This is a genomic window from Psychrilyobacter atlanticus DSM 19335 (genome assembly GCF_000426625.1).
Lineage (GTDB): Bacteria > Fusobacteriota > Fusobacteriia > Fusobacteriales > Fusobacteriaceae > Psychrilyobacter > Psychrilyobacter atlanticus.
This window is the reverse complement of sequence record NZ_KE384547.1, coordinates 2,285,974-2,299,231: the sequence shown is the minus strand read 5'-3', so window position 1 is coordinate 2,299,231 and position 13,258 is coordinate 2,285,974. Positions and strand designations below refer to the sequence as shown.

Annotated in this window: 12 protein-coding genes; 4 read left to right on the top strand and 8 right to left on the bottom strand. The window is 33.9% G+C overall.

The window, feature by feature from the left end:
• The first annotated feature begins 113 nt into the window (after positions 1 to 113).
• Entirely contained in the window at positions 114 to 977 is an 864-nt protein-coding gene (locus K337_RS0111470) for a DMT family transporter (RefSeq protein ID WP_028856738.1), read from the top strand.
• Positions 978 to 1,042: 65 nt separating this feature from the next.
• Here the strand turns inward: K337_RS0111470 and recQ are convergent, their stop codons facing one another.
• Positions 1,043 to 3,163 carry a DNA helicase RecQ gene (gene recQ, locus K337_RS0111465; protein WP_084140862.1) on the bottom strand — a complete coding sequence of 707 codons (2,121 nt, stop codon included), beginning with the start codon at positions 3,161 to 3,163 and terminating at the stop codon, positions 1,043 to 1,045.
• Between the two features lie 57 nt (positions 3,164 to 3,220).
• Positions 3,221 to 3,766, bottom strand: coding sequence for an NUDIX hydrolase (locus K337_RS0111460; RefSeq protein ID WP_028856736.1), 546 nt, complete (start codon positions 3,764 to 3,766; stop codon positions 3,221 to 3,223).
• 265 nt (positions 3,767 to 4,031) lie between these two features.
• Here K337_RS0111460 and K337_RS0111455 point away from each other — a divergent pair, with 265 nt between their 5' ends.
• Positions 4,032 to 4,373 (top strand): hypothetical protein, encoded by a 342-nt coding sequence (locus K337_RS0111455; RefSeq protein ID WP_028856735.1) that lies wholly within the window; start codon positions 4,032 to 4,034, stop codon positions 4,371 to 4,373.
• 48 nt (positions 4,374 to 4,421) lie between these two features.
• Here the strand turns inward: K337_RS0111455 and K337_RS0111450 are convergent, their stop codons facing one another.
• The 3 genes from K337_RS0111450 to K337_RS0111440 form a co-directional block, all read right to left on the bottom strand.
• Positions 4,422 to 4,949 (bottom strand): NUDIX hydrolase, encoded by a 528-nt coding sequence (locus K337_RS0111450; RefSeq protein ID WP_037029371.1) that lies wholly within the window; start codon positions 4,947 to 4,949, stop codon positions 4,422 to 4,424.
• 119 nt (positions 4,950 to 5,068) lie between these two features.
• On the bottom strand, positions 5,069 to 6,490 hold the full coding sequence (hydG, locus tag K337_RS0111445) for a [FeFe] hydrogenase H-cluster radical SAM maturase HydG (RefSeq protein WP_028856733.1): 1,422 nt from the start codon (positions 6,488 to 6,490) through the stop codon (positions 5,069 to 5,071).
• 134 nt (positions 6,491 to 6,624) lie between these two features.
• Positions 6,625 to 6,867, bottom strand: coding sequence for a TM1266 family iron-only hydrogenase system putative regulator (locus K337_RS0111440; protein WP_028856732.1), 243 nt, complete (start codon positions 6,865 to 6,867; stop codon positions 6,625 to 6,627).
• Positions 6,868 to 7,100: 233 nt separating this feature from the next.
• Here K337_RS0111440 and K337_RS18360 point away from each other — a divergent pair, with 233 nt between their 5' ends.
• Positions 7,101 to 8,717 (top strand): Na/Pi cotransporter family protein, encoded by a 1,617-nt coding sequence (locus tag K337_RS18360; RefSeq protein WP_051251731.1) that lies wholly within the window; start codon positions 7,101 to 7,103, stop codon positions 8,715 to 8,717.
• 160 nt (positions 8,718 to 8,877) lie between these two features.
• The gene (locus tag K337_RS0111430) at positions 8,878 to 9,456 is read left to right on the top strand and encodes a flavodoxin family protein (protein WP_028856731.1); all 579 of its coding nucleotides are present in this window, start codon (positions 8,878 to 8,880) and stop codon (positions 9,454 to 9,456) included.
• A 184-nt stretch (positions 9,457 to 9,640) separates the two neighbouring features.
• On the opposite strand, the gene sstT is transcribed toward K337_RS0111430, so the two are convergent.
• From sstT to glyA, 3 genes are all read right to left on the bottom strand, one after another.
• Positions 9,641 to 10,876 carry a serine/threonine transporter SstT gene (gene sstT / locus K337_RS0111425; protein WP_037029369.1) on the bottom strand — a complete coding sequence of 412 codons (1,236 nt, stop codon included), beginning with the start codon at positions 10,874 to 10,876 and terminating at the stop codon, positions 9,641 to 9,643.
• Positions 10,877 to 10,985: 109 nt separating this feature from the next.
• Positions 10,986 to 11,750 (bottom strand): class I SAM-dependent methyltransferase, encoded by a 765-nt coding sequence (locus K337_RS0111420; RefSeq protein WP_028856729.1) that lies wholly within the window; start codon positions 11,748 to 11,750, stop codon positions 10,986 to 10,988.
• Between the two features lie 214 nt (positions 11,751 to 11,964).
• Positions 11,965 to 13,206: a serine hydroxymethyltransferase gene (gene glyA, locus K337_RS0111415; protein WP_028856728.1), complete on the bottom strand. Its 1,242-nt coding sequence runs from the start codon at positions 13,204 to 13,206 to the stop codon at positions 11,965 to 11,967.
• Positions 13,207 to 13,258: the final 52 nt, after the last annotated feature.

Genomic DNA, 13,258 nt, shown 5'->3' with positions numbered 1-13,258 from the left:
TGATATCTATTTGTTATGTATTTATATATCAAATAATAAACAAATTTTGCTTCTATTCCGAGTTAAAAGGTGATACTATTAATGAATGTAAAAAGTTTAGAGGGGGGTTATAGATGAAAAAGGATCTTATTATACTACATATTGCGGTGTTACTTTTTGGGTTATCGGGACTTTTTGGTAAACTCATAGAGGCGCCTTCCCAGGTGATTGTAAGCGGCCGGGTTATATTTGCTACAATATTTCTTTATATTGTTCTTAAGTTTAAAAATGAAAAGGTAGAGATGACTTCTCCAACTTCAAAAAAAATTATAATTTTGCAGGGGTCATTATTATTCCTTCACTGGTTTTCATTTTTTCAGGCGATTAAGTTATCTAGTGTAGCACTGGGACTACTATCTTTTTCGAGTTTTCCTATTTTTACAACTTTTATGGAACCTTTATTTTTTAAGGAAAAATTAGAGCGGGGAAAAGTCATTACAGCTATCATAACTTTTATTGGAATTTCCATGGTAATACCATTAAATGGGATAGATGTTCAGATGTTAAGCGGAATAGGTATGGGTGTATTTTCTGGATTTTCATTTGCAGTACTGGCTATAATGAATAGAAAATTTTCAAGCTCAGTGTCGGGGATTAAACTTACATTTTATCAATGTCTGGGAGCATCATTTTGGTCGATACCTGTTTTATTGTTATGGAATAAAGTTCCATCGGGAAAGGATATATTTTTCATGCTGATATTAGGAGTAGTTTTTACAGGGGTAGCTCATACTCTTTTTGTTATATCACTGAAGAGGATTAGTGCAAGTACAGTGAGTGTTACTACTTGTTTAGAGCCTGTATATGCTATTGTATTTGCTGCCTTTATATTGGGAGAAATACCTACTCTGAAGATAGTATTAGGAAGTAGTATAATCATACTGGCAGCATTCATAGCTACTAAAACAACAGTTTTAAAGGATAAACCTGCTGTATAATTTTATAGAGTAAAAAAACTAGAGAATCAGCCATAGCTGATTCTCTAGTTTTTTTACTTAACTTATTATAACTCCTTCAGTACTACCTTGATCTCATAATATTCTATATCATTTGGTAATTCATCTTTGATTGGACGGAGCATAGTTCCGCCGACCTTGTCTATAGCAGCCAATATTGTCTTCTTTTTTTGGCTGTCTACGATCCTGGAGAGGTCAACTTCTAATCCTTCATCCATACATTTAAACAGGTGACTAAGGATAGTATCAAACTTACTTTTTCTTTCAGCTGCAATTTCTGCTACAGTTTTTCCATCTAAAAAGAATTGATAGGAGATTCTGTGGGTACTGTCTTTGGTGCTTGCCTTCTTAGGTTTAGTTTCTTTTTTTACAGTTTCCCTCACTTCTATTGGAGTGGTATCCCCCTTTATCTCTTTTATTACTTCTAAAAATTTAATTCCATATTTTTCATATTTTTTTTCTCCTACACCATTTATATCTAACAGACCTTCATAGTCAGTAGGAAGATATCTGGCCATCTCCTGGAGGGTTTTATCAGAAAATATAGTATATGGAGGTTTCCCTTCACCTCTTGCAATATCGGCTCGAAGTTTACGAAGGAGATCAAAGCTACCTTCCCATTCATAGGTAGTTTTTCTCTGGATTTTAGTTACTTTTCTGGTGAATTTTTCCTTACTCTTTATGAATTCAAAGGCTTTTTTAGTCAGTCTCAAAGTAGGAAATTCTGTTTTAGTAACATCTAAATACTCATCTCCTACTAGTAGGTCAACTAGAGCTCTAATGTCTTTTTGAGAATAATCTGAGAGCAATCCATAGGTAGAAGCTTTATCTAAATTCCAATTAAGGATACTCTTATTTTTAGAGCCACCCAAGACTCCTACAATCATATTTATTCCAAATCTCTGCTCAGTACGATAGACACAAGAAAGTATTTTTTGAACCTCAACTGTGATATCTTCTACCTCACCGTCATCTAAACAGTTACTGCAATTATTACAGTTGTCTATCCTGTCATCTCCGAAATATTCCAAAATATATGATCTAACACATTTGGAGGTATGGCAGTAGTTCACCATGGAGCTCAATTTTTCACGTTTGATATTCATAATCTCTTCAGAGGATTCAAACTGATTGTTATTTATAAAAAAAGTCTGAGTCTGGATATCTTTAGGGTTAAATATCAATATACAGTGAGAATCTAACCCGTCTCTTCCAGCTCTTCCAGCTTCTTGATAGTAACTTTCTAAATCCTTTGGCAGGTTACTATGGATAACAAAACGGACATTGGATTTATCGATTCCCATTCCAAAGGCGTTGGTCGCTACCATGAGGGTTAGTCTGTCATTTATGAAATCGTCTTGATTTTTCTGTCTCTCGTTATCAGACAGTCCGGCATGATATCTTCCTACTTTGTATCCACGTTCAGATAGTTCAGAATAGATAGAATCAACTTCCTTTCTTGTAGAGGCATATATAATTCCACCTTCATCGCTATGTTCCTTGAGATATTTTTTGATATAGGACAGGCTGTTAACACCTTTTATAGTAGTAAACTTCAGGTTTTTTCTGTCGAATCCATTTATGAATACATTGGGTTTGAATCTCAGATTTTTTATGATATCTTCCCTGACTTTAGGAGTAGCAGTAGCAGTAAATGCTGTAACTATAGGATCACCAGGCAGCTGCTTTATAAAATTAGGAACGTTGAGGTATGATCTTCTAAAATCATGTCCCCACTGGGAGATACAATGTGCCTCATCTATAGCTATTTGGGAGATTTTCTCCATTCTGATCCTGTCTATGAACTCTGAATTTTCAAATCTTTCAGGAGTAACATAGATGATCTTATGGGTTCCGTTTGAGATTTCCATATAGATGGTATGCATCTCTTTGGGAGTAAGGGTACTGTTGATATAGACAGAAGAAACCCCTAATGTGTTCAGTGCATCTACCTGATCCTGCATAAGGGAGATCAGAGGAGATACCACAAGGGTTATTCCATCAAATATCAGAGCAGGAATTTGGTAACAGATAGATTTACCTCCTCCAGTTGGCATAATTCCCAAGGTGTCCTGTCCCTCTAGGATATTTTTAATGATGGGTTCCTGCCCCTCTTTAAAGGTAGTATATCCAAAATATTTTTTTAAAATTTCATAAGCTTTATCCACTATTATCTCTCCTTTTCTTTGTGTGCTCAGTGTCCAAAATTATATTATCAGTTATGATTAATTGGATGCAACGTCACGTTGCTTTTCTACTAATTCTTTCGCCACTAATTCCAGCATAAATAACTCTCTGTCTATATAAAGACCAATATTTTCAGGCTTATTTTTGATAACTTCTTTATTGTGGGCAATAGCCTCGTAGATATTTACCCATCTGGCATCCATACCGTTATTGATCTCATAATCTTCTAAATTAGTTTCTCCTAATTCCTTGTGGATATCACAGATGAAAAAATGCGAAATCATATTGATATAGTCATAGTCTTTTTTATGAATAGGTTTTATCTCATCATAGACACCATATTCATCTAATATCTCTATGTTTTTAGCACCTGTCTCCTCATTGATCTCTCTTTTTACACCCTCAATCAGATCTTCACCTTCATCGACTCCTCCTCCAGGGAAGCTGTAGTCATCATACCTTTTTGTATATAGCAATAAGATATTTTCGCCGTCTAATATAATTCCTCTGGCAGCAATTCTTTTATATGTTTTTTTATCTTCTAAATTTATATTTTCTGAAATAAATTTTCTAAGTATTCTCATTTTTTACCTCCAATAATAGTTTTTTATAATATATATATTATATCATACTCATAGAATAATTCTGCTATTCTCATTCTACTTATAAAGAAGAAAAAATGCCTTTCTAAATATTAGTAAAAGTAATAAATGTTAAAGGTTTTATTGGTTAATCTATATGTTTAAGGAGTTTGTAATTAAAATTTTGTCATTTTTTAATTAAGTGGTATAAGTATAATGAAGATAGCTGATAGTTTATAAAAAAATCAGATTACAGGGGGAAGAAAAAATGGAAAAAAATAAAGAGAAGCAACTAGAATCCTATGTAGAGTATTTAAAAAGAAGTATTGTTCACTTATTCGATAAGGGATTCAAAATTTATGTAGAGAAAAAACCAAAAACAGATGAAGAGATAATGGTTCATTTAAAAGCCTATGCTGAAAGCAGAGAAGAAAAAATTATTCATTATAAAAAAGAAGAAAGACTTTTCATTGAAAGAGAAGGAATTACCTACGAGATAGAGGTGGATAGAACCAATATATCCGGGCATGCATTTTTAGGAGCAGGTGTAGCATGGGGAGCTAGCGCTACACCGTGGGTGATAATAGCCACAGAGGTGAAAAAAAGATAAGAAAAAAGCGTAGAAATTCTACGCTTTTTTTCTATGTTTAATACTAATCTAGAAACTGTTAATTTCTAGTTCTTCTGCTACAAGTTCTAATATAAATAATTCTCTCTCCAGGTATCTGCTCATATGCACTGGTTTTTCTTTCTGAACTTTTTTATTATGCGAGATAGCATCATGGATATTTACCCATACAGCTTTAATTCCCATCTCCTGCTCATAATCTTCCAATTGAGGTTTTCCTAGATTAGAATCAGCACTGCATATAAAAAAATAAGAGGACATATACATATAATCTATCTCTTTTCTCTTTAAAGGCGGAATAATTTCATGATAGATCCCATAGTCAGAAATTATCTTAATATTAGTGGCACCTGTCTCCTCTTTTATCTCCCGAATTAAACCTTCCCTGGGAGTTTCATCTTTTTCTAAACCTCCCCCGGGGCAGCTATAATCATCGTGCTTTTTTATGTATAAAAGTAAAATTTTATCGTCTTTTAAAATAATTCCCCGGGAAGACGGCCTTTTATAGACTCTTTTATCTTCAAGAATTGTACAGTCAATATCCTTTAATAGCTTCATAGAATCCCCCTCAAAATCTTATTACCTATTATAATAAATGTATCTATTTTTGATTGTACCATAAAAACTAAAAAACCCAACCTTTAAACAGGATGGGTTTTAAAAATTATATATACTTATTAATAATATAGATCTCTCTTACTATTTTTTATCTCCTCTAATTTTACCTTTAGAGAAGCTTTAGTTTCTTCAGTTAATCTAGATGTACCGACACTAGAATCGATTAGATCATACCCTACTTTTTTAGTCTCTTCACTGGCGTAATCTTCAAGGTATTCAGCCAAAGTCAGAATAGCATTAGGAGTACAGAAATTATGGATAAATCCAGGTTTTGAAAATTCCATAAAGTGTTCCCCCGTACGGCCGAGTCTGTAACAGGCTGTACAGAATGAAGGGGTGAATCCATTTTCCATAAGTTCCTTTAAGATATCATCCAGGTCTCTAGAATCACCTATTTTAAATTGTTCCTTATCTAGATCCTGATTGCATTTATTTTTCTTATTAGAATATCCCTGTAACTCTATTTGAGTACCGGCATCGATTTGAGATACACCAAGCTCCATACATTCCTTTCTCAGTTCAGCGTTTTCACGGGCTGTAAGGATAAGTCCTGTATAAGGAACTGCTAATCTTAAGATAGCTATGATTCTTTTTAATTCCATATCGTTAATTAGATATTTATCATCATGGTTGACTCCAGAAGCTTCATTTAATCTAGGAAACGATATTGTATGGGGTCCTACACCAAAATTATCTTCCAGGTGTTCCACATGCTGCATCAATCCTAAAACTTCGAATTTCCACTTATAGATACCAAATAATGCTCCAATACCTACATCGTCTATTCCTGCTTTCATAGCACGAGACAGACCAAATAATCTCCACTTAAAGTTAGATTTTTCTCCCTTTGGATGAACCATTGCATAAGACGGCTCATGATATGTTTCTTGGAATATTTGATATGTTCCAATCTCTGATTCCTTTATAATTTTAAAATCCTCAATAGTTTGAGGAGCTGCATTTATATTGACACGTCTGATCTCTCCATTACCTTTTTTTACCGAATAAGTTTTATTTACAGTATCTCTGATATATTCAGGAGAATAGTCAGGGTGAGTACCGTATACCTGGATAATTCTCTTGTGTCCTTCATCTACTAGAGCTTCGATTTCTTGTCCTAATTCATCCAGGGACAATGTTTTTCTTGTCATCTGCTGGTTATGAACATTGAATCCACAGTATGTACAAGAGTTAGTACATTTATTTCCTAGATATAGGGGAGCAAATAACACTACTCTATTTCCATAGACATCCTCTTTGATATGTTTTGCAAGTGCAAACATCTCATCGATCTTATCCTGATCTTCGGTATTTAAAAGAACAGTTGTTTCTTCTAAACTAAGTCTTTCACCTTTTTTTGCCTTTTCCATAACCCTGTAAAAATCTTCATCTGTAGGGTTAGTTAATAATAGAGATTCGATTAAATCAGAATTGATAAAACTTTCCTCTTTAACCTCCTCTTTCCATGCTAAGTTATTCATCTTATACCTCCAAAATTTAATAATTTGAAGATTAATATAAAAATCACATATTTTCAAAAGAAAAAAATGACCTTCAATCATCTCCCTTTTACTTAGAAATTTAATAAATCTCCTTGTAATTAGGATAAAGTAGGTTATTTCTTGGTAGCAGTCTTTACAGACACACCTTTAAGATTACCCATTTTACCTGATAGTGACCCTATTTTATCATTATCTGTTTCTAAAATCAACACAATAACAGAAATACCAGCTTCCCTGTAGGGAATTCCCATTCTAGAGATTATAATGTCTGAAAAATCCATTAATATACTATTTATACTGGCTATACTATCTCTGTTTTCAACAAATATCGACATAGTGGCTATTCTTTTATTCATAATTCACTCCTTTATGGCTTACAGCCAAATTGATAATTATTTAAATTATATCATATATTTTAATGAGTTTTGAGGAGAATTATGGGAGGGAAAGTAAAAAAAGAGTTTTTAATATTTTTTTGATAAATAGATATCATCAATTTAATAGTGGCTATTTTAGGATTCTTTTTTATATGTGATAAAGGAAAGGAAGAAAAGGAAATGTATAAGCAATATATAGAGGGGTGACATTTATGATAATCTTAAATATATTTATTCAGGTAGTGGGGGGACTGGGGATGTTTCTCTACGGTATGAAAATCATGTCTGATTCCATTCAGGAGTTAGCCGGATATAAACTGCGGGAAATGATTTCACGTATGACTTCTAATGTTTTTGGAGGAATACTCACAGGAGCTTTAATGACAATTATAGTTCAGTCTAGTTCCGTAACTACTGTTATGGTTGTGGGATTTTTAAATGCCGCCCTCATGACTCTTCAGCAGGCAGTAGGAGTGATACTGGGAGCAGGAATAGGGACTACCTTAACAGGGTGGATATTGGCTCTTGAGATAGATAAATATGGACTGTTAATAATAGGGGTAGGGACCCTCACTTTTTTGTTTATTCAATCTGTAAAAATAAAAAAAAGGGCTTTGGCAGCAGTAGGTATTGGAATGATTTTCTTTGGGTTGTATATTATGAAGTCAGGAGTTACACCTGTAAAGGATATGCCACAGTTTATATCTTTTTTTTATTTATTTTCAGCTGAAACATACCGTGGAGTTATTTTTTCGGCTCTTATGGGAGCATTTGTTACCTCCATATTGCAGTCTTCTGCGGCAACAATTGGAATCACTATGGCTCTTGCAACCCAAAAAGTCATAACACCAGAGACGGCAGTAGCTTTGGTTTTAGGACAAAATATAGGAACTACTATAACAGCTTATTTAGCTTCTCTGGGGGCAAAACTTCATGCAAGAAGAGCTGCCTATGCTCATATAATAATAAAGATAATAGGAGTATTTATTATTATTCCGTTATTTTATATATATACATCGATTATAGCAGAGATCGTTGATCCTAAAGAAAATGTAGCAAAGTATATTGCTCTTTCTCACACTATTTTTAATATAGGATTGGTTTTTATCTTTGTACCATTTATTAATATTTTTTTAAAGTTAGTTGAAAAAATTGGAAGGGAAAAAAAAGAGGTGGAAACAGAATATTCTTTAGAAAAACTTTATAATTTTCCAGGAATAATTCTTGAAAAAGAAAAAATGGAAATTATTCAAATGTCTAAACGCTTCAGGGATGACATGGCACTTTTTTTCTTAATACTTACCGATAAGGAGGAAAGTAAAAAAATAAAAAGATTATTTGATGGTGAGGAGTATCAAGACAGAAAGCAAGAGAGTATAAGAAAAGAACTAACTGAACTTTTAAATGCTACAAACTCCCACCAGATATTGAATGAGTCCAGGATGATCTTAGGAGTATCTGATGAATTAGAATCTATGGGAGATTATGGGGCTAGTCTAGCAAAAATATATATTAAAATGAAAAATACTGAAACAAAACTTTCTAAAGAAAGTTTACGAAAGATAAAGTGCTGCCATATGGATGTGATGAATTCTCTTGAAATTATAACTGAATTGATTGAAAACTCTAACACCTATGAACTTCAAAGGCTTAAAGAAAAATGTGATACTACTTCAGCATCTCTTTCTAACGTAAATCCATTAAAAAAAGAGGGTTATTCAAATCATATTCGTATGGAAATCTTAGCAAAATATAGAAGGATAAATAGACATATTTCCTACATTGTTGAAAAAATCTTGGAAAAATTAAAATTTGAGGGAATAAAATAATTAAAATTTAGAGATTTATTTTAAACAGTCTTATAGTTGACTTCCAGAAAAAGTAGAGGTATTCTAGATATGATAGAGATTATCTCAACTCATGACAGATTCTCTCTAAAAAAATTTAATTTCAGAATCAAAAAAAGATGATGAAAAACTGGGGGGAATCATGAGGGTATGTATTTTATTTGGAAGTTTAAGAAGCAGCAGTAACACCGGATTGTTGCTAGAACCTTTTGTAGATGAATTAAAGCAGCTTGGAGCAGATATTGATTATATAACACTTAAAGATAAACATATAGAGCCTTGTACAGCATGCTGGACATGTCAAAATATTTTTGAAGAGCCTGGCTGTCCAAAGGAGGATGATATGAATATAATATATGAAGCTGTTTTAAACTCCGACTGTATTATATTTGCAACACCTATCTATTCGTGGTATTGCACACCGCCTATGAAGGCAGTTATGGACAGACTGGTTTATGGTATGAATAAATACTATGGAGATTCCAAAGGTCCCTGCCTTTGGGAAGGGAAAAAGTGTGGATTGGTTACCACATGTGGCTATGAGATCGAAGATGGAGCAGGAGTTTTTGAGGAGGGACTGAGGAGATATTCCAGACATTCAAATTTAGAGTATATAGGAAAGTTAGCTGTTCGGGATATTGACGGGAAGAAATATTTTCAAAGTAAATCTACAGTGGAAGCTGCAAGAAAGTTTGCCGGAAAAGTTTTTAAATCACTTTAATCGGTAGTTTTATATATCATTTAATCTTAACAGAGAAAGGCTCTCAAAATTGGGAAACCTTTTCTAATTATTGAAGAAATTATAATTCTAAGATATTGTAAAAATATGTTTGAGAGTAATATTAATAATGATATTATAGCAAAAAAAAGCCCCCTCAGAATTTTCTGAGGGGGCTCATTAATTTTTACAGGTTAACTTCTTTGTTGATAACAATTTTCTTTCCTGCTTTTCTCCATTCAGCAAATTCAGCTACAGCTGTAAATAATGCGTCTGTTGAAGAGTTAAGACCAGTTTCTACTGAATCCTGGATTACTCCAATTACGAAACCTACTCCAACTACTTGCATTGCTACTTCATTTGGGATACCAAATAAACTACAAGCTAATGGGATAAGAAGTAATGATCCACCTGCTACACCAGATGCTCCACAAGCACTGACAGCTGATAAGATACTTAAGATAAGAGCAGTTCCGAAGTCTACTTGTATTCCTAATGTATGTACTGCTGCAAGAGTTAATACAGATATTGTGATAGCTGCTCCTGCCATGTTTATTGTAGCTCCTAAAGGTATAGATACTGAATACATGTCTTTATCTAATCCTAATTCCTCACATAATTCCATGTTTACCGGGATGTTAGCAGCCGAACTTCTAGTGAAGAAAGCTGTAAGTCCACTTTGCTTTAGACATCTGAATACTAATGGATAAGGGTTTTGTCTCATCATAACAAATGCGATAGTTGGATTAACTACTAATGCCATGAATGCCATAGATCCTAACAATAATCCTAATAATTTACCATAAGCTAATAGTGAACCTAATCCACTAGTTGCGATTGAGTTGAATACTAACCCCATGATACCGAATGGTGCTAAGTGAATAACCCATCTAACAACTTGAGATAGTGCGTTTGAGAAATCTGTGATCATTGTTTTAGTAGAAGCTGGTGCATGCTTTAATGCTACTCCTAATAATAATGCCCAAACTAAGATTCCGATATAGTTAGCATTTGATAATGCATTGATTGGATTGTCTACAACGTTCATTAATAATGTTTTTAATACTTCACTTACACCACTTGGAGGAGATACATTTTCTACTCCTTTTCCTAGAGCGATAGTTACTGGGAATATAAAACTTCCTACTACTGCAACTACACCGGCTAAGAATGTTCCGATAAGGTAAAGACTGATAACTGATTTCATATTTGTTTTTTGACCAGGTTTATGTTGTGATACTGCTGACATTACTAAGAAAAATACTAAGATAGGTGCTACTGCTTTTAGTGCTCCTACAAATAATGATCCTAATAATCCAACTGGTGCAGCTGCCACTGGTGCAGTGATCGATAAGATAATACCAACGATTAAACCGACAATTATCCTTTTTACTAAACTTAATTGATTCCATTTACTAAACATAATTACACCACCTTTAAAATTTGTTTGTTCATTTATACTAATCAGTTAATTGATCTCCTTTAATTTGTTTTTGGAGTGTTTAACTGATAGGATACTTTTTTTAGATCTTTTATCTTTTTTGGGCAACTATAAAGAAACGATGACAAATCAGATCTATATACCCCTGCTTCCTGATAAACTGATGTATATGAAATAATTGTTTATAGTATTTATCTACACTGAAATCCGGAACCTGCCAGGGGATTGCTTTTAGATAGTATGCTATTGCACCGATATCATAAAATCTTGTTTTTACTTTATCTTCCTTTAGTTTTTTCAATTCGAAACCACATGATCTCAGGCTTTTAGAGGCTTTATCTAAGCTCCAATCTTCATATTGATTTGAATCTGCTCCTAAGAGAAGGTTCAAATCAATGTCGTTTAACCCTCCGACCTGCTGGGTTATAAAATATCCTTCCGGTTTTAAAATTCTCATAACTTCAAGGGGGGAGAAAGATTCATGGCGGTTGATTATTAAATCAAACCTTTCTGAAGGGATAGGAAGTGCAGCATCTTCCTCTACAGGAAAAACAGTTATTCCCATAGGCTCCAGTCGTTTCCTGGCTTCTTCAATATTTGGTTCATACCCTTCTGTAGCACAGGTATCTTTAGGTAAAAAAGTTAATGAAGACAAGAATTCACCGCCACCAGTTCCCATATCTAAAAGAGAAGGTGCGCAACTGCAGTAGTCAATTATTTCATTATAATAATTCCAACTTAATGGGAACTCCTTCATCCGTCCATAACGTGTTAAATAATTAAAACTCCACCCTCTAAATTCTTTCTCGATATCTAAAAGATACCTTTCAAATTGTTCTTTTTCATCTATATTCATTTTATTCCTCCTATTCATAATCAATAATTATTTTTTCAAATATTCATTAGAATTATTGAGGAGGAGGCCTCTTAAGTTGTTACAACCCATCAAATCTATAGAACCTAAACATAGTATCACTCCTAATTTTTTATTACATAAGTATATTCTATTTATACTGCTATATTCCTTGAATTTTAAATAAAAAATTCTAAAACGTTATTACTAAAAGCTATTAATCTCTATAAAGGGGAAATTTTTTACAGAGTTCTGCAACCTCATTTTTTATGGCTTCTAATATTTTAGGAGAACCGCCGTTGTTTAAAGATTTTAGAATTAAGGCAGCGACTTCTTTCATCTCTCCTTCTTTCATACCTCTGGTTGTAAGGGCAGGAGTTCCTATCCTGATACCGCTGGTTACAAAGGGACTTTTAGTATCGTATGGAATACCATTTTTATTTACCGTGATATTAGCCTCTTCAAGGATCTTCTCAGCTTCTTTCCCAGTAAGATCTTTATTAGTAAGGTCTACCAAGATCATATGGTTATCGGTTCCTCCGCTGACAATTCTTAAACCTCCTTTTTTTAATTCCTCAGACAGAGTATGAGCATTTATTATTACCTGTTTCTGATACCCTTTGAATTCTACACCTAAGGCCTCGTTGAAAGCTGTCGCTTTTGCAGCAATTATGTGCATGAGAGGACCACCTTGAATCCCCGGAAAGATAACTTTGTTGACCTTTTTTATTATCTCCTCATCATTGGTAAGGATCATTCCTCCCCTGGGACCTCTCAAAGTTTTGTGGGTAGTAGTAGTAACAACATGAGCATGAGGCATAGGAGATGAATGTTCTCCTGTAGCCACAAGACCTGCAATATGTGCCATATCTACCATAAGATAAGCTCCTACCATGTCTGCAATTTCCCTGAACCTCTTAAAATCTATAGTACGGGAATATGCACTAGCTCCGGCTACGATTATACGAGGTTTTACCTCTAGAGCCATCTCTTCTACTTTTTTATAATCTATCATCTCTGTATCCCGGTCTACCCCATAAGAATAAACCTCATAGTCCTGCCCTGAAAAATTAACATTTTTACCGTGGGTTAAGTGTCCTCCGTGGTCTAATTTCATTCCCAGGATGATATCACCGGAGTTTATTAATCCTCTGTATACTGCCATATTTGCCTGAGAACCTGAATGAGGCTGGACATTTACATATTTTGCTTCGAATAGTTCTCCTGCTCTTTCTATGGCAAGTTCCTCTGCTACATCTACAAACTGGCAGCCCCCATAATATCTTTTTCGTGGATAACCTTCAGCATATTTGTTTGTCATGACACTTCCTGCGGCCTCCATTACAGCCTCTGAGACAAAATTTTCAGAAGCTATTAACTCCAAACCAAACTCCTGACGTTCTTCCTCTTTTTGGATTGCTTTCCAAAGTTTTTCATCGTTCATTTTTAATCCTTTCATTGTGTATCCTCCTTTTGGGTAAATAAAAAAAGCCCTAGACATATTCCATCTA